The sequence below is a fragment of the Ectobacillus ponti genome (assembly GCF_024294785.1).
Lineage (GTDB): Bacteria > Bacillota > Bacilli > Bacillales > Bacillaceae_G > Ectobacillus > Ectobacillus ponti.
This window is the reverse complement of the sequence record NZ_JANCLT010000003.1, coordinates 40103-56544: the sequence shown is the minus strand read 5'-3', so window position 1 is coordinate 56544 and position 16442 is coordinate 40103. Positions and strand designations below refer to the sequence as shown.

17 protein-coding genes are annotated in these 16442 nt (G+C 53.5%); 8 read left to right on the top strand and 9 right to left on the bottom strand.

Features of this window, described 5'->3' with window-relative positions; all coding sequences use genetic code 11:
* Positions 1–28 precede the first annotated feature (28 nt).
* The 7 genes from NK662_RS06450 (at position 29) to NK662_RS06420 (ending at position 7427) form a co-directional block, all read left to right on the top strand.
* Positions 29–1396 carry a YheC/YheD family endospore coat-associated protein gene (locus tag NK662_RS06450; protein WP_254758097.1) on the top strand — a complete coding sequence of 456 codons (1368 nt, stop codon included), beginning with the start codon at positions 29–31 and terminating at the stop codon, positions 1394–1396.
* A 2-nt stretch (positions 1397–1398) separates the two neighbouring features.
* Positions 1399–2472, top strand: a complete 1074-nt coding sequence (locus NK662_RS06445) for a YheC/YheD family endospore coat-associated protein (protein ID WP_254758096.1) — start codon at positions 1399–1401, stop codon at positions 2470–2472.
* The gene (locus NK662_RS06440; RefSeq protein WP_254758095.1) at positions 2469–3827 is read left to right on the top strand and encodes a YheC/YheD family endospore coat-associated protein; all 1359 of its coding nucleotides are present in this window, start codon (positions 2469–2471) and stop codon (positions 3825–3827) included. The genes NK662_RS06445 and NK662_RS06440 overlap by 4 nt, the downstream gene beginning before the upstream one ends.
* On the top strand, positions 3824–4981 hold the full coding sequence (locus tag NK662_RS06435; RefSeq protein ID WP_254758094.1) for a YheC/YheD family endospore coat-associated protein: 1158 nt from the start codon (positions 3824–3826) through the stop codon (positions 4979–4981). Before NK662_RS06440 ends, NK662_RS06435 begins: the two co-directional genes overlap by 4 nt.
* Before the next feature lie 31 nt (positions 4982–5012).
* Positions 5013–5222, top strand: a complete 210-nt coding sequence (locus NK662_RS06430) for a YheE family protein (protein WP_254758093.1) — start codon at positions 5013–5015, stop codon at positions 5220–5222.
* 80 nt (positions 5223–5302) lie between these two features.
* Positions 5303–6190, top strand: coding sequence for a PucR family transcriptional regulator (locus tag NK662_RS06425; protein ID WP_254758092.1), 888 nt, complete (start codon positions 5303–5305; stop codon positions 6188–6190).
* A gap of 124 nt (positions 6191–6314) precedes the next feature.
* Entirely contained in the window at positions 6315–7427 is a 1113-nt protein-coding gene (locus NK662_RS06420; protein WP_254758091.1) for an ABC transporter ATP-binding protein, read from the top strand.
* A 42-nt stretch (positions 7428–7469) separates the two neighbouring features.
* Here NK662_RS06420 and NK662_RS06415 read toward each other — a convergent pair whose 3' ends face one another.
* Both NK662_RS06415 and NK662_RS06410 read right to left on the bottom strand, forming a co-directional pair.
* Complete coding sequence (locus NK662_RS06415) at positions 7470–7715, bottom strand: hypothetical protein (RefSeq protein WP_254758090.1); 246 nt, start codon at positions 7713–7715, stop codon at positions 7470–7472.
* Positions 7716–7772: 57 nt separating this feature from the next.
* Positions 7773–7976, bottom strand: coding sequence for an alpha/beta-type small acid-soluble spore protein (locus NK662_RS06410; RefSeq protein ID WP_254758089.1), 204 nt, complete (start codon positions 7974–7976; stop codon positions 7773–7775).
* A gap of 274 nt (positions 7977–8250) precedes the next feature.
* Between NK662_RS06410 and NK662_RS06405 the strand changes: the two genes are divergently transcribed.
* The gene (locus NK662_RS06405) at positions 8251–8451 is read left to right on the top strand and encodes an alpha/beta-type small acid-soluble spore protein (RefSeq protein WP_254758088.1); all 201 of its coding nucleotides are present in this window, start codon (positions 8251–8253) and stop codon (positions 8449–8451) included.
* Between the two features lie 53 nt (positions 8452–8504).
* On the opposite strand, the gene NK662_RS06400 is transcribed toward NK662_RS06405, so the two are convergent.
* From NK662_RS06400 to NK662_RS06370, 7 genes are all read right to left on the bottom strand, one after another.
* Positions 8505–8720, bottom strand: coding sequence for a hypothetical protein (locus tag NK662_RS06400; protein ID WP_254758087.1), 216 nt, complete (start codon positions 8718–8720; stop codon positions 8505–8507).
* Positions 8713–9447, bottom strand: a complete 735-nt coding sequence (locus NK662_RS06395; RefSeq protein ID WP_254758086.1) for an amino acid ABC transporter ATP-binding protein — start codon at positions 9445–9447, stop codon at positions 8713–8715. The genes NK662_RS06400 and NK662_RS06395 overlap by 8 nt, the downstream gene beginning before the upstream one ends.
* Positions 9448–9459: 12 nt before the next feature.
* Entirely contained in the window at positions 9460–10161 is a 702-nt protein-coding gene (locus tag NK662_RS06390; protein ID WP_254758085.1) for an amino acid ABC transporter permease, read from the bottom strand.
* Positions 10148–10957 carry an amino acid ABC transporter substrate-binding protein gene (locus NK662_RS06385; protein WP_254758084.1) on the bottom strand — a complete coding sequence of 270 codons (810 nt, stop codon included), beginning with the start codon at positions 10955–10957 and terminating at the stop codon, positions 10148–10150. Before NK662_RS06385 ends, NK662_RS06390 begins: the two co-directional genes overlap by 14 nt.
* A 339-nt stretch (positions 10958–11296) precedes the next feature.
* Entirely contained in the window at positions 11297–13309 is a 2013-nt protein-coding gene (locus NK662_RS06380; protein ID WP_254758083.1) for an ABC transporter ATP-binding protein, read from the bottom strand.
* Complete coding sequence (locus NK662_RS06375) at positions 13306–15066, bottom strand: ABC transporter ATP-binding protein (RefSeq protein WP_254758082.1); 1761 nt, start codon at positions 15064–15066, stop codon at positions 13306–13308. The genes NK662_RS06380 and NK662_RS06375 overlap by 4 nt, the downstream gene beginning before the upstream one ends.
* A 439-nt stretch (positions 15067–15505) precedes the next feature.
* Positions 15506–16360: a DegV family protein gene (locus tag NK662_RS06370; RefSeq protein WP_254758081.1), complete on the bottom strand. Its 855-nt coding sequence runs from the start codon at positions 16358–16360 to the stop codon at positions 15506–15508.
* Between the last annotated feature and the right edge of the window lie 82 nt (positions 16361–16442).

The window sequence follows — 16442 nt, the reverse complement described above, 5'->3', positions numbered from 1 at the left end:
CCCATTACCTAGCAAATGAGGGACATATATGTTTACTGCAACCGGTGTCAGCATCCAGAGCGAGTCCGCTTTGGATGCTGATGAAATCATTCTCTCCCGCCGGCTTGCCAAGCAGTGGCAGCTTCGAAAAGGTGATTCTCTGACACTGTTTTTTGGTCTAACGGACGCGGCGGTGAATATTAGTTCAATAGACGGCAAAGAAAATGTACTCTTGTGCCATCCGGCGCTTTTGGAGCACTTGCGGCTGCTGCCGGATTCTCTGCTCCGCTCGGGTTACTTTCCATCAAAACGCGAGCTGGTGCTTGGCCCTGTCATCGCTTTGCTGACAGAGATTAAGGAAATGGACAACGGTCCCTCCTTTGGCAATGTGGCTGCCTTCTGCGAAGAGCTCGCTGCCTTTAGCGAGCAAATGGGCTGCTTCTTCTATGTCACTTCACTGTCCCTTTGGGATGATGATGATGTAGAAGGCTACCGCTTCGAAAATGGCGCTTGGCTGAAGGAAAGCATGCCGTTTCCGAATATTGTGCACAACCGGGTCCATTCCCGAAGAGCCGAGCAGAGCACCCGCTTTCTCAATTGGCTGAAGCATATGAAGGCCCGGGGCATCCCGCATTTTAATGACCGGTTTCTGAATAAATGGGAGGTGCATGAGCTGCTGCAAGGATTTCCCTATTTGAAGCCGTACATTCCGGAGACTGCCCTGCTGCAGACAAAACAGGAGCTGGCCGATATGCTGGCGTCACACTCCTGCCTGTTCCTGAAGCCCATTTACGGCAGCCAGGGGCGCAATATTCTGCGCGTCACCCGCGATGAAGCCGGCTATCTGCTGGACTACACGACCTTCACCGGAGACGTGCAGCGCTCTTACACTTCGCTGGATGAGCTGTTCCGCACCATCAAACGGCTTACCGGCCAACGCTCTTATCTCATGCAGCAGGGATTATCCTTGTACCGTTATAAGCAAAGGCCGCTGGACTTCCGCATTCTCTGCCATAAAACGCCGGAGCACCGCTGGAAGGTGACCTCTTCCATCGCCCGCGTGTCGGCGGAGAAGCAATTTGTCTCCAACGCGGCGCTTGGCGGTTCCTTGCATAGACCGGAGGAAGTGCTTCAGCCCGCTTTCTCTTCGAAGGAAGCCCGGCATATTAAAAAGCTGCTGGGCGAGCTCGCCATTGAGGTGGCCAAATGCATCAGCCTCTCCTATGACGGCTTGTACGGCGAGCTCGGCATTGATATGGCAGTCGATGAACATGGCAACCCCTGGTTTATTGAAGCCAATTCCAAGCCTTCCAAAAATATGATGCCGCAAACGGCCGGGCCGGCAATCCGCCCCTCGGTGCGTTCTATTCTGCAATACTGCTGTGCGGCTGCCGCACAGCCATCCAAGGAGGTATGATGATGCTGATCGGTTTTCTCACCCTTCGCTCCGCCCAAGAAGCCGAATATGCGACAGAGCTGGCGCGCCGCGCGCCGGATTACGGACTGCAGGTTGTCCGCTTCACGCCCGCCCAAATTCAGCCGGTAACCGAGCTCATTGCCGGATTGGCCTTTGACCAGAGCAGCCAAGAGTGGAAGCAGCAGACCTTTCCGCTTCCTTCCATTATTTATGACCGCTGCTTTTACAATGGCTCCGAGGCGGCAAAGAAAGGGCGGCCCATTGTGGATTGGCTGAAGAAACGGACAGATATTACATTTCTCGGCTACGGTCTGCCGGATAAGTGGGAAACATACCGCATCCTGTCCTCACATCGTGAAACAGCTCCTTATGTGCCGCACACAGAGCAGGCAACAGCTGATCAGGTGCACAGCATGCTGGCACGGAAAGGAGAGGCCGCCCTTAAGCCCATCAACGGTTCCCAAGGAAACGGCTTTTGCCGCCTCTCCCATAAGCGTGACGGCTTTTACATCAGCATGCAGCAGGGGCAGGAGCAGCAATCTTATACCTTCCGCTCCAAAGAAGAGCTGACAGATTGGCTTTCCGCCCTGTTCCAAACACGCGCCTTCCTGCTTCAGCCGCATCTGTCCGTACAGGACCGGCACGGGCGGCCATTTGATATTCGCATCCTGCTGCAGAAGGATGAACAGGGGCAGTGGCAGGAAAGCGGACGCGGTGTCCGGGTCGGCGCCGCACGCGCCCTTGTATCGAATTTGCATGCCGGCAGCAGCACCATCTCCTATGCCGAATGGCGGGCCGCCTATCCGCGCCGGGATCTTTCCCTGCTTGAGGATGATATCCGCACTCTGATTGCAGCCGTGCCGCGTGCGCTTGAGCGGGAGCTGCCGCCGTTGTTTGAAGTCGGGCTCGACATTTCCGTAGAACGGAACCGGGCTGTCTGGCTGCTTGACGTCAACTCCAAGCCTGGACGGAAGGTCATCACCACCTGCATGCCGGAGCGCACCGAGCAGCTGTACCGCGCACCGCTTGCCTACAGCCGCTATCTCATGCATGAGAAAGGAGCGGATGTACGATGAAGAGCTATCCAATTCAAATCAATGAACGGCATCCCGATGTTGTATTCCTTCCCTATACATTCCCGGAGGTACGGCAGCTGCAGCATATTTCCTTCGGTGCGTCTGTGGCGGCATGCAAGGTCGAGACAGATTATCTGTCTGATTCCATCATTACAATCGGCGCAAACGTCGCCAAGCAAATCCATCTGCCCTTTGCAGCCGACATTCATGTCTTTATCCAGGAAGACACGATTATGCTGGGGCCGCTCATTGGCATTTTTACAGCGGGCTTCACAGAATCCGCTCTGCGCCCAATCGGAGAGCGCTCGCTTTTCTTTGCCAATCTATTGACTGCCACAGCCGCCAATAAGGCTTATATGTTTGTGTTCGGCTCCCACCACATTCACTGGGATGAGGGGACTGTAACGGGTTACTTCTATAACAATGAGCGCTGGGTGCAGCATGAAGTGCCTCTTCCGCACGTCGTATATGACCGGCTGCCGAACCGGAAGACGGAAAATCACCGCGCCATTGCCCGTGTCAAAACCAGACTGCAGCGGGAGTATCTGATTCCTTGGTTCAACCCGGGCTTCTTCAACAAGTGGGATATTTACCAGCTGCTGCAGCGCGAGGAGGAGGCGCTGCCCTATCTGCCGGAAACAGAGCGCTTTACCAGCTTCGGGCAAATCGAGCTGCTGCTGGCGAAGTACGGCCATGTGTATGTGAAGCCAATGAACGGCAGCCTCGGCAACAGCATCTACCAAATTCGCTATGCCTTTGAGGAGAATGTGTATTACTGCCGCTTCCGTGACGAAAATGGCAACAAGCTGCGCAAGTATCAGGCGCTGGAATATTTAGTGAACCATCTGCTGCGCCATCATGAGCTTGATAAATTTATCGTGCAGCAGGGCATTTCGCTGTACCGGCTGAATGGGCAGCCCGTTGATTTCCGGGTGCATACGAATAAAAACCGCAGCGGCATCTGGCAGCTGACCGCGATCGCCGCCAAGGTCGCCGGCCAGGGCAGCATGACTACCCACATCAATAATGGCGGCGATGTGCTGACGCTTGAGGAGCTGTTTCCTGACCCGCAGCAGCGGGATGAAGTGCAGACAAAAATTACGGATGCGGTTCTGCTGCTGAGCGGCTGCATTGACCGGCAAGTGGATGGCTGCATCGGGGAAATCGGCTTTGATATCGGCTTGGATAAGAACGGGAAGGTGTGGCTGTTCGAGGCAAACTCCAAGCCCGGCCGTTCCATTTTCGAGCACCCAAAGCTGCAGGAAAGCGACCGGCTGACGAAGGAACTGTTCCTTGAATACGCCCTGCACCTGACAGAAAAGTCGCTTTTCTCCCCGGAAGAGCTGTTTCAATGACCAGCATCTATTATGACACGCGGCTGGAGCAATGGGTGCACCCCCGGCAGGCGTACCGCTTCGGGCGCGGCAGGACGGCTGCCGCTGATGAAGCAGGCGCCTTCTGTTTCCGGGTACAGGAGCAGAACGGGCGGCTCGGCCCGCTTGTCGGAATTTTGACAAGCGGCACCGAAGCAGGGAGGTTATTTGGCGACATCCCCCGCTTTGCCGGCCTGCAGCAGGCACTTCAGGAGAAGGGGGGCGTCAGCTTTGTGTTCTCCCCCTACGGAATAAAGGAGCAGGGTATAGAAGGCTATGTCTATTTGCCGGACGGTCGCTGGCGCAAATGCCAGCTTCCCCTCCCAGACGTTGTCTATAACCGCGTGCCATACCGGTCACATGAGCAGAAGGAGGACGTACAGCAGGCCATCCGCAGGCTCACCGCCCGCTCAATCCCGCTGTTCAACCCCGGCTTTTTCTCAAAATGGCAGACATATGAGGCCTTCCGCAGCAATACTGCCCTCCTCCCCCACCTGCTGCCGACGCGGCTGCTGAAGAATCCAATGGATTTGCGAAGACTGCCTGATGGGGCTGCCGTGTATGTAAAGCGTGCGGAGTCCGCCAAAGGAAAGCATCTGGTCCGCATGGAACGGCAAGCCGAAGCCTTGCTGCTCCGTTCGCCCGGTGCACCGGCCAGGATCGTCTCTGATCAAGAGCTGAAATCGCTGTTTCTGGATGGCACTTACATCGTACAAGCCGCCTTACCGCATGACCTGCAGCAGGGGCAAAAATACGACCTTCGCGTTGCTGTGCATTATACCAGCGGTGCCTTTCAGGTGACCGGGGCCGGTGTCCGGCTGGCGGCGCCCGATGAAATTGTCACCCATGTCCCGAACGGCGGAACCATCATTTCGCCTTCCGAACTCAGCCGCCCTGTGCGCATGGCGGATTTGCAGCAGCTTGCGCAAGCCTGCGGCCAGAGCCTGTCTATATTTGGGCGCATTCGGGAGTTTTCACTTGATATCGGAGTTGACCGAGAAGGGCGGTATTTCATTTACGAAGCGAACAGCAAGCCCATGATATTCGATGAACCGGAGACAGCCCGCCGCATTACGGAGCAGCTGCTTGCCATTTTTGCGGAGGAAGCAGGATTTTCAGCATGGCCGGCAGAATGAGTAGACAACCACACCAAGGGAGGTTCGACCTGTGCTGATTCACTTCCAATACAAGCCGCTCTTTGCCAACGAAGCGCTTCCCGGCTGGAGCATCTCCTTTTTCTTCCGGGGTGTTCCCTATAAGGGAACCTATCATAAGGACGGCCGTATTACCTGGACGTCCCAGCAGCCGCCGGAGCAGGAGGAAAAGCAAATTATTTCGCAAATTCACGAGCTGATGCTGTTTCATGTATACAAATAACAGGCAAGGGCAGGCCGCATTGGGTCAGCCCTTTTTTCTGTGCTACAATAGAAGCAACATTTCACAAGGAGAGATTCATCATGATCGACAAGCTCCGCCAGCATTACGGCCAGGCGGTTGTGACCGAGGCGGCAGCCGGCCGGCGCGAGTCCTATCACTGGTACAGTGACCCGCACAACCAAATCATCGGCATTGAAAAAGGAACCTTGTCGCCGCAAGAAGAAGCACTGCTGCAGGTATTTCTGACTCCTGTGGCTCTCGAGGATGTATACCGGTCGCCGGAGCAGCAGCTGTGGCAGCGGCTGCTGTTTGGGCAGGAGGAAGCTGCCCTGTCCGCCCTGCAGCCCTCCGTGAAAAAGGTCCGTTTTCTGCATTTTTCCCTAAAGGAGCCATTCTTCGAAAAGCAGGCGCTGGAGGAGGCATTGAAGGGTCTGCTGGAGACAGCGTTTGTCATGGCCTGGCAGGACCATTCCCAAGGCGTCATTGTGGAAACCTATTCGTATGACGAGGAAATCGCTATTGAGAGTGATGCCTTTGAGACACTGGTATCCGACTTTTTTATTACACCCCATGTTCTGGTCGGAAGGCTGCTCCCGGTAAATTCCGCACTTCCGGCAGCCTTCCGGTACGAGCAATTTTGCTTTGGCATTGCAAAAACACATCTGCGCCGCCAGCATATGTATCGGCTCGAGGATGCCCTTCCCTATCTCTTCCTGGCCGGGCACGCCGGGGAAGCCGCTGATTTCATGCTGCAGACGGTGAAGGACGAAAAGGATCTGCTGGCAACTGTCCGGGCGTATTTGGATTGCAATATGAACGTCTCGCTGGCAGCCAAACAGCTCTACATGCACCGCAACAGTGTGCTGTACCGTGTCGATAAATTCATTGAGAAGACCGGAATAGACATCAAATCCTTCAGAGGTGCTGTCTCCGTCTATATGGCGATCCTATTTACAGAGGCGAAGTAGCCTTTGTGCAACCTGTACAGTTGAAAGCGGTTTTTTTAGTCAATCTATCCATTTCCTCACTTGGCGATTTTGGGTAAACTGAACACATGAGAAAACGATTTCAAATCGTCAGGAGGATCTTAAAATGGCTGAACTGAAATTAGACCACATTTATAAGATTTACGATAACAACGTAACTGCGGTTACAGACTTCAACCTTCATATTCAGGATAAAGAATTCATCGTATTCGTCGGCCCATCCGGCTGCGGTAAGTCCACAACGCTTCGTATGATTGCGGGCCTTGAAGAAATCTCCAAGGGTGACTTCTCCATCGATGGCAAGCGTGTAAACGACGTGGCGCCAAAGGATCGCGACATCGCGATGGTATTCCAGAACTATGCCCTGTATCCGCACATGAGCGTATATGACAACATGGCATTCGGCCTAAAGCTGCGCAAGTTTGACAAAGCGGAAATTGACCGCCGCGTGAAAGAAGCAGCACGCATTCTTGGTCTGGAGCAGTACCTGGACCGCAAGCCAAAGGCACTGTCCGGCGGTCAGCGCCAGCGTGTTGCCCTCGGACGCGCCATCGTTCGTGATGCAAAGGTATTCTTGATGGACGAGCCGCTCTCCAACCTGGATGCCAAGCTGCGTGTATCCATGCGTGCGGAAATCTCCAAGCTGCACCACCGTCTGGGCACAACTACAATCTACGTAACGCATGACCAGACAGAAGCGATGACAATGGCAACCCGCCTTGTTGTTATGAAGGATGGCATCATCCAGCAGGTTGGTTCTCCGAAGGAAGTATACGAGAAGCCGGAAAACGTATTCGTAGGCGGCTTCATCGGTTCCCCGGCGATGAACTTCTTCCGCGGCAAGCTGTCCGATGCAGGCTTCGTGACAGGCGATGTCACATTGGCTGTTCCAGAAGGCAAAATGAAGTTCCTGCGTGAGCAAGGCTACGTAGGCAAAGAAGTGATTATGGGAATCCGCCCGGAAGACGTCCATGATGAGCCTGTATTCATCAGCGCTGCACAAGGCTCTGTTGTGAATGCCAAGATTGAAGTGGCTGAGCTTCTCGGTGCAGAATCCATGCTGTACTCTCAGGTTGCCGGCCAAGACTTCGTAGCGCGCGTAGATGCACGCACGGACTTCAAACCGGGCCATAACGTGGAATTGGCATTCGACATGAACAAAGTTCACTTCTTCGATGTGGACAGCGAGAGCCGCATCCGCAACACAAATGAAAAGTAATGAAGCACGAAAAAAGTCTCTTCCGAAGCGGGAGAGACTTTTTTATATCATGAGAATTTTTTCGCTGTGCTCCTGCTGACAGCGGGGACAATAGAACAGGTGCAGGCAGTATGTATGCGACTCTTCATAGGGCATGCCGTCAACCTGTTCGAGCTGCTGCCAGTCCATGTAGGCACTGTAGTCGTCCAAATAATCCACTGTCTTGCCGCAGTCCTGCATAACAGCCGCGCACTCCGGGCAGCGCTCCTGTACATCGGTCATGCCATTGCAAATCGGACAAAGAGACATGCTCATTCCTCCTATAGAAAAGGGCGGGTGTTCACCCGCCCCGATAGCCATTATATATTATCGTTGTTGAAAGCTGCCGCCTAATTGCTGTTCAGCCATTGCTACAAGGCGCTTTGTGATTTCGCCGCCGACAGAGCCGTTAGCGCGGGCAGTTGTTTCACCGCCAAGCTGTACGCCGAACTCTTGCGCGATCTCATACTTCATTTGGTCAAGAGCAGCTTCTGCACCTGGAACAACCAATTGATTATTGTTGTTGGACATTTGTTTTCACCTCCTTGACTGGTGTACTCCTATTATGTGACATTCTCTTTTTCCTATGTGCTTTTACGACTTGAAATTTTTGGAATTAGAATTTGTTATTTTGCAAAAATATACCAGCGGAAATGTCCGCATACAAACCTCTTTCCCATCCATACTAGTAGTACAAAGCAAGCGCACCACCAACCCGATGGATTAGAGCCAGCCTAGTGGCTTTCACTGGTGCAACCCCAGCTAATCCAACCAAAAAAACTTATATTCCTAAGGAGGAACTAACATGTCTAACAACAACACGAATCAGTTAGTTGTACCTGGTGCGGAAGCAGCTTTGGATCAAATGAAGTACGAAATTGCACAAGAGTTTGGTGTACAACTGGGTGGCGAAACAACTGCCCGCGCTAACGGCTCTGTCGGCGGCGAAATCACAAAGCGTCTTGTGGCAATGGCTGAGCAACAGCTTGGCGGATTTCAACGATAAACCATAATATGGCTATAGAGGCTCCGGACCAACCGGAGCCTCTTCTTATTGCTTCAGGCTCTTGGTTTGTCAACGATTGCAACCGGGTTCTGAAGCTTTCCGAAGCTGCAGGCTTTGGCAGCACCAAAGACTTTGGACCAGCCGAGTTCCCCGCCGCCTGACCGCACCTGGATGCAGCCGGGATTGCTGCAGCCGGGATATTGTTCTTGGCGGAAGCGAAGCCGGCCATAAAAAAATGGAGCCGCACACGGCTCCATTTTCTCATTCAAACAGCTGCAGAAACTGCTTCGTCCGCTCCTCCCGCGGGCTTTGGAAGACTTGCTCCGGCTGTCCTTCTTCGACGATGTAGCCGCCTTCCATGAAAATGACCCGGTTCGCAATGCTGCGGGCAAAGCGCATTTCATGCGTCACGACCACCATCGTCATGCCTTCCGCCGCCAACTCCTTCATAACCTTCAGCACCTCTTGGACGAGCTCCGGGTCGAGCGCTGACGTCGGCTCATCAAACAGCATCACCTGCGGCTCCATCGCCAGCGCCCGGGCGATGCCCACGCGCTGCTGCTGGCCGCCGGAAAGCTGAAACGGATACAGGTTCATCTTGTCGCCGAGCCCGACCTTCGTCAGAAACATCTCTGCGGTGGCGCGCGCCTTCAGCCTAGGCACCCGTTTGACCGTAACCAAGCCTTCCATCACATTTTCCAGTGCCGTAAAGTGCGGGAACAAATTATGCTGCTGAAACACCATGCCGGTCTGGCTGCGCAGCTTGGCAATATCCTGCTTCGTCACCTTGCCGCCGAACTCAACGGTCTCGCCGCCGATGGTGACGCTGCCGCCGTTTGGCATTTCCAGCACATTCAAGCAGCGCAGCAGCGTCGTTTTGCCGGAACCGGACGGGCCAAGGATGGCCACTACCTCGCCCTTTGGCACCTCCAGACTGATATCCCGTAACACAAGATGATCATCAAATTGCTTTTGCAAATTCCGTACTGTAATCACAACATCCCCTCCTCACTTCAGCACATAGCGTTCCAAACGCTTCTCCAGAACCTGCTGGCCAATGGAGAGGATAAAGCAAATTACCCAGTATATAACCGCTGCCAGCGTATAGACAATGAGAAACTCATAGTTCATAGCCGCAATTTCCTGCGCTTTGCGGAACATCTCCACCACCAGAATGGTCGATGCCAGCGATGTATCCTTCAAGAGGCTGATGAAGCTATTGGACAGCGGCGGCACAGACACGCGCGCGGCCTGCGGCAGAATCACCCGCTGCAGCGCCTGCCGGTACGACATGCCGATGGTATAAGCTGCTTCCCACTGCCCCTTCGGAATGGACTGAATGGCGGCACGGACAATTTCGGAAGCGTAGGCGCCCACGCTCAGCGAAAAGCCGATGACGGCCGCCGGGAAGGGATCAATTGTAATCCCGACCGTCGGCAGGCCGTAAAAAATGATGAACAGCTGCACGAGCAGCGGTGTGCCGCGGATGACGGAAACATACACGCGTGCTATGCGGTCCAGCAGCCCGTTGCCTGAAATGCGGCACAATGCCGTAACGACAGCGAGTGCCAGGCCGATCACAAAGCTGACCAAAGTCAGCGGGAGGGTATTGGAGATAACCCCCTTCAGCATGGGCATGAAGGAGGTCCTTGTCACTTCGCCCCAAAGCTGGAGCCGCTCACTGTCGAAAACTGCATTACTTAGATACATCTTCACCAAACCACTTCTCGGAAATCTTCGCGTATGTGCCATCCTTCTTCATATCATCCAACGCCTTATTCACCGCATCCACAAGTGTTTGGCTGTCCTTGCGGAACATCAAGCCGCTGTCGGAAGCATTTGCTTCTGTATCCGAAATTTTAATTTTGGCATCCTTTTTTGTGGCGATGTAATTCAGTACGGACAAACGGTCATTGATGGTAAAATCCACACGGCCGGAGCTCAGCAGCTCTGCCGCCTGATTAAAGCCTTCCACACCGACGATTTCCGCACCGTTTTTCTTCGCGATATCCGCAAAGTTGCTTGTGAGAGACTGCGCACCCTTCAAGCCTTTCACATCCGCAAACTTGGCAGGCTTGTCCTTATCCTTTGGAATAACCAGCACCGCAGAAGAAGAAATATACGGCTTTGAAAACGCGTATTTTTCTTGGCGGTCCGGACGGATGCCCACCTGGTTCGCAATCATATTGAAACGCTTGGCATCCAAGCCTGCGAACATGGCATCCCACTGTGTTTCTTTAAATTCAGCCTTCACACCGATGCGCTTTGCCACTTCCTCCGCAATTTGCACATCGAAGCCTGTCAGCTTGCCGCCCTCATCGTGGAAGGTGAACGGCGGATATGTACCTTCTGTCCCTACGAGCAGCTTGCCATCCTTCTTGATTTTTGCCAGCACATCATTGCTTGTGGACTTGGCTGTATCTTTCTTCTCTTCCTTTGTGCTGCATCCAGCCAGTGCGCCGAACGCCAGCAATGCTACGAGAAAAAGGGAAAATAACTTTTTCATAACAACAATCCTCCAGTATTCTTATCGGGTTTTTAGAACATTCCTGATTGTATGCGTTATGCAATCATTTTTCAAGTATAATGTCCTGTGCTTATTTTAACCAACTTCTCCATAAAAAAGAACCTGTTCACGTGAACAGGTCCTTTTAGGAATCCAGTACTGTATAGCCGATAAAGCCCAACAGCAGCAGGAAAAATGCGATATTCAAGGTAATAGAGAACTCTTCCATATAAATCCTCCTCTGTGCCTTTTTCTACTATTAGCATATCATTTGGAGGGATTGGCTTATCAGAGGAACTGTAAACATTATATGGCAGCTATCGTAACTTTCTGTGAACATCAGGCACTTTGGGCACCGGCAGCCTGCGTCTCATACATCCGGGAGTAGCGGCCGCCAAGGGCCATCAGCTCCTCATGGCTGCCGCGTTCCACAATGCAGCCGCGGTCGAGCACGAGAATCTGGTCTGCATTCCGGATTGTGGAGAGGCGGTGGGCAATGATGAAGGTCGTACGCCCTTTTTTCAGCACCTCCAGCGCATCCTGAATGATCGTCTCTGTCTCCGTGTCGATGCTCGATGTCGCTTCATCCAGAATTAAAATGGCCGGGTCAAAGGCAAGCGCACGGGCAAAGGAAATGAGCTGCCGTTCGCCGGCCGACAGCGTACTGCCCTTTTCAATGACCGGCTCATCCAAGCCGCCTGCCAAATTGGCGATGAAGCGGTCCGCTCCCACGTCGCGCAAGGCCTGCTCCATCCTCTCACGGGAAATGCGCCCATGCTCCAAGCTGACATTCGTAGCGATCGTTCCTGTAAACAGAAACGGATCCTGCAGGACAATGCCCATATGCTCACGCAACGCCTGCTTTGGCAATTCCTTCACATCTTGACCGTCAATCGTAATCCGCCCCTTTTGAAACTCGTAGAAGCCAAACAGGACGTTCATAATGGAGCTCTTGCCGGATCCTGTATGGCCGACCAACGCCACGGTTTCCCCCCGCTTGGCACTGAAGGAGAGGTCGTGCAGAACGTCATCCTTGCCGTTGTAAGAAAAGGAGACATGCTGGAATTCCACATTTCCGGCGAAGCGAGGCACATGCGCCTCACTGACCTCCGTGCCTGCTTCATCCAGCAGCTCGAATACACGCTCGGAAGCGACGCGTGCCTGCTCCAGATTGGCCATTTGGTTCACCATGCCGGTAATCGGCGAAAACAGGCGCGTCAGATAATCCACAAAAGCGTACAGCACACCGATGGACAATGCGGCCGACGCAGTCAAGGAAGCACCGCCAAAATACCAGATAACCGCGATGAAGGAGAGATTCCGCAGCACCCCCACCAGGTTGTGGGAGGTTGCCGCATTCAGATTGAGCAGCTTTTTCTGATATTCATAGTACTCGCCGTTCATTACCTCAAATTCGCGCTCTGTCTCCTGCTTTTGCCGGAACGCCTGAATGATGCTCATGCCGTTGATCGATTCGTTAATCATGCCATTGATGTCAGACAAGCGCGCGCGGATAACGTGGTTATAGCGGGACGCATACTTCCGGTACAGCACGGTCCAAAGCAGGAGAACCGGCAGGATAAACAAGCACAGTCCCGCCAGACGCACATCCAGGAGAAACAGCGCCGTAAAGATGCCGGTTATATAGATGATGCCGGAGAAGAAGGTCGCCAGCACCGTTACATACAGCTCGCGTATTGCCTCCGTATCATTGGTGACCCGGGAGACAATCTTTCCGGCCGGCAAATTGTCAAAGTATCGGATCGGGATTTCCTGAATATGCGCGAACACGTCCTCGCGCATATGCTGGATAATCTTATTGGATGCCTTCTGCAGATAAAACTTTTGCCCGTAAGCGAACAGCGCCGCCACTGCCAAAAGGGCAAAATAGCTGCCGCTCAGCCAAAGGAGACGGGGTACCTCCGGCTCATAGAAGGAAAATACCTGCGGCAAGGACAGCTTCTGCACCTGATAGACCTGCTTGGCAGCACCGCTCTGAATGGTCAGCAGATTTCCCTCTGCCGAACGTTTCCCCTCAATGCCGACCTTGCTGTCAACAAAATAATAATTCCGTTTCACCTGCAGAATGCGGGCTTCCTTTCCCTTCTCTTCCCCGGCAGAAAAGCGGTCGCCCCTCTTGTATAGAGTGCCGTTATAGAGGACTGCGTCCTGCCGTTCCTTTGTTTCATACCAGGGCTTTTCAATGCCGACAATATGATTGTCAATCATTTGCTTCGCCACAAATGGTCCCGCAAGCTCGGCGCCGACGGAAATCGCCAGCATCACCAGCGCCGCAAGAATGACGCCCTTAACCTTTACCGCATATTGAAACAGCCGTTTTCCAACCTTCATACACTCACCTCATTCCCTGCATCCTCGCTCATCAGCTGCTGGCGTTCAAATTGCTCCTTGTACCAGCCGCCATGCGCCAGAAGCATCTCGTGCGTGCCAGCCTCCGCCACACGCCCCTCATCCATCACCACAATCCAATCGGCATGCTGCACGGCTGATAGGCGGTGTGTGGTAATAATTGTGGTTTTATTGCTGCGCTCGCTGCGGATGCTGGCAATAATGGCCGCTTCTGTCCGGGCGTCCACCGCTGACAGCGAGTCATCCAGGATCAAAATCTCCGGATTCAGAATCATTGCCCGCGCAATCGCAATCCGCTGCTTCTGGCCCCCGGACAGGGATACACCCTTTTCGCCCACGATGGTCTCCAGACCGTCCGGCAGGAACGTCAAGTCCTTTTCAAAGGCAGAGAGCCGGATGGCCTGCTGCAGCGCTTCTTTGTCCACATGCCGGCAGCCGAACATAATATTTTCCCGTACGCTTTTGGAAAACAGGATATGCTCCTGCGGCACATAGCCGACCCAGCCAAGCACCTCTTCCACTGGAATACGTTCAAGCGGCACACCGGACATCAGGATGGATTCCGGCTGCACCGGATATTGCCGCAGCAGCTGCCGCACCAGTGTTGTCTTGCCGCTGCCGGTTTTCCCGACCACTCCGAGCGTCTGGCCGCGCTTCAGGCTGAAGGATACCTCACGCAGCTGCTCCGTGTCTCCTGTCGGATAGCGGAAGGACACCCGGTCGAACACAATGCTTTCCGGCTTCTCCACCTTCTCCGCTTCTGCCGGATCCTGCACCTCCGGCTCGCACGCCAGCGTCTCATTCACACGGTCAAGGGAGGCATTGCCCCGCTGCATCACATTGATGAGCTCCCCGATGGCAAACATCGGCCAAATCATCATCCCGAGATACACGTTGAAGGATACAAGCTCTCCCAAGGTCACCTCACTGCGGAACACCAGAAATGCCCCGTACACCAGACCGATCAAGTAGCTGAGGCCAACCAGCAGCTTAATGGTCGGATCAAACAAGGCATCAATTTTTGCCACTTCCATGTTCTTCTCATATACGTCTGTCGCGAGGCGGTGGAACCGCTGCTCATCCTCTTTTTCCTGCACATAAGCACGGATGACCCGCACACCGGCAATCGACTCCAGCACTTTGTCGTTCATATCGCCAAAGGAATCCTGGGCAACCGTAAAGCGCTCATGCAGCTTCTTGCCATACCGGTTCATCGCAATCGCCATAATCGGCAAAGGCAGCATGGCCGCAAGCGTCAGCTTCCAGCTGATCGTTATGGCCATCATAAACAAGATAGTCAGCATATAGGCGCTGGAATCCACCAGCGTCAAAATGCCAAAGCCCGCCGTGTTGGAGATTGCCTTCAAATCATTCGTAGCCCGGGCCATTAAATCCCCGGTCCGGTTGCGCTGATAAAAGGCCGGCGTCATGTTCAACAGATGGCGCATCAGCTTGGAACGCATGACCCGCTCCAGCACAAATGCCCCGCCAAACAGCTGATGCTGCCAGAAGAACGTCATGATATAGGCGCCAAGCGCCACCGCCAGCAAAATCCCGATATATTGCAAAATGCCCGCCGCCGTCAGCGTGCCGTCCTTAATATCATCAATGGACATGCCCAGCAGCTTCGGGGGCATAATCTCCAAAATATTTACAAGCATCAGCAGCGTGATTGAAATCGTATAGCGCTTCCACTCTGCTTTAAAAAACCATGTCAGCTTCTGTAATACAGAAAACAAATAGATCCTCTCCTCTCTATTCTGGGCATTGCTTTCTCTAGCCGCTGTCCTGCAAGGCTCCATACAGCATGTCGCTCACCATGATTGTTTTCATCACTCATCTTCCTCTCTCCATTTGTTATGTGAACGCCTCTTTGGCGAAATCACCCGCAAAACACAAAAAGGCATACCGCCGCTTTGACGATATGCCTGCAAAAGCATAAAAAAGCGTACGAAGCCCTCACGCAACGTACGCATTCTCTGTAGGATCAGAATGGCGGCACAAGGCTATTCCAGACAGCCCTCTGCTTCGGTCACGTGCTCTTGTATCCAATTGTCCTGCATACGGATCATTCCTGCTACAATCATCACACGTAACCTCCTTTACCATTTTTTACATGATTCATTGTATAACCGGACTTTCCCGTCCGTCAATGCTTTTTTACATGTCCTGAAAAATCTATCCTTCCAGGCTTGCATTGTACCACATAACAGCCAGCGTCCCCTCCCCTGCATGCGCCCCTAATACAGATGGCAGCGGCACAAGGTCGACCCGCAAGCCCGGCTTCATCGCGAGAATCTGTTCACGCCATTGGGCCGCCGCTTCCGGACGGTTGCCGTGAATCACCGCCAGCTTGCGAATATCATGCTGTGACAGCGCTTCCCGGCACTTATCCAGCAGCAGCTTTACTGCTTTCTTCTCGTAACGCACCTTCCCGTAGACCTCCACCAGCCCATCGCGCACCTGCAGAATCGGCTTAATGTTCAACAGCGTGCCAATCACATACTGGGCATTGCTCAGCCGCCCGCCCCGGTGCAGCTGCGCCAGATTGCCGATGAGAATATAGTCCTCCAGAGAAGGAAGAATCGCTTCCAGCCGCTGGACAATTTCCGCCGCACGGCAGCCCTGCCCCGCCAAATACAGCCCTTCCTCCAGCAAATAGGTGGTCCCTGCCGACAGCACCATGGTGTCGATGCAATGATACTGGAGTCCTGTCATTTCCGCGGCTTGTCTGCTGGCATTATATGTTCCGCTCAAGCGTTGTGACACATGCAGCATAATGACTGCATCATAGTTTTCCTTCAGCTGTTCGTACAGATCCACAAACACGCCGATTGCCGGCTGTGAGGTGGTCGGCACCGCCTGCTGCTCCCGGATTTTCGTATATAAAGCATGCTCATCAATGGTAACCCCATCTTCGTACACCTCATCCCCAAACATGACAGCCAAAGGAACAACAAAGATATCAGGATGCTGTTTCACTTCCTCTGACACGTAGGCAGTGCTGTCAATGACCCAGGCAAGCTTCTCCAAATGACCTCTCCCCCTGTTATGACCAAGTAATATTATCTACCCTCATAATATTACAAAATATATGTACTGACGAGCCTGTTTA

Coding starts and splice junctions, on each gene's coding strand:
- NK662_RS06450 (WP_254758097.1), top strand. CDS start 29: ATGTTTACTGCAACCGGTGTCAGCATCCAGAGCGAGTCCGCTTTGGAT.
- NK662_RS06445 (WP_254758096.1), top strand. CDS start 1,399: ATGCTGATCGGTTTTCTCACCCTTCGCTCCGCCCAAGAAGCCGAATAT.
- NK662_RS06440 (WP_254758095.1), top strand. CDS start 2,469: ATGAAGAGCTATCCAATTCAAATCAATGAACGGCATCCCGATGTTGTA.
- NK662_RS06435 (WP_254758094.1), top strand. CDS start 3,824: ATGACCAGCATCTATTATGACACGCGGCTGGAGCAATGGGTGCACCCC.
- NK662_RS06425 (WP_254758092.1), top strand. CDS start 5,303: ATGATCGACAAGCTCCGCCAGCATTACGGCCAGGCGGTTGTGACCGAG.
- NK662_RS06420 (WP_254758091.1), top strand. CDS start 6,315: ATGGCTGAACTGAAATTAGACCACATTTATAAGATTTACGATAACAAC.
- NK662_RS06415 (WP_254758090.1), bottom strand. CDS start 7,715: ATGTCTCTTTGTCCGATTTGCAATGGCATGACCGATGTACAGGAGCGC.
- NK662_RS06410 (WP_254758089.1), bottom strand. CDS start 7,976: ATGTCCAACAACAATAATCAATTGGTTGTTCCAGGTGCAGAAGCTGCT.
- NK662_RS06405 (WP_254758088.1), top strand. CDS start 8,251: ATGTCTAACAACAACACGAATCAGTTAGTTGTACCTGGTGCGGAAGCA.
- NK662_RS06390 (WP_254758085.1), bottom strand. CDS start 10,161: ATGTATCTAAGTAATGCAGTTTTCGACAGTGAGCGGCTCCAGCTTTGG.
- NK662_RS06385 (WP_254758084.1), bottom strand. CDS start 10,957: ATGAAAAAGTTATTTTCCCTTTTTCTCGTAGCATTGCTGGCGTTCGGC.
- NK662_RS06380 (WP_254758083.1), bottom strand. CDS start 13,309: ATGAAGGTTGGAAAACGGCTGTTTCAATATGCGGTAAAGGTTAAGGGC.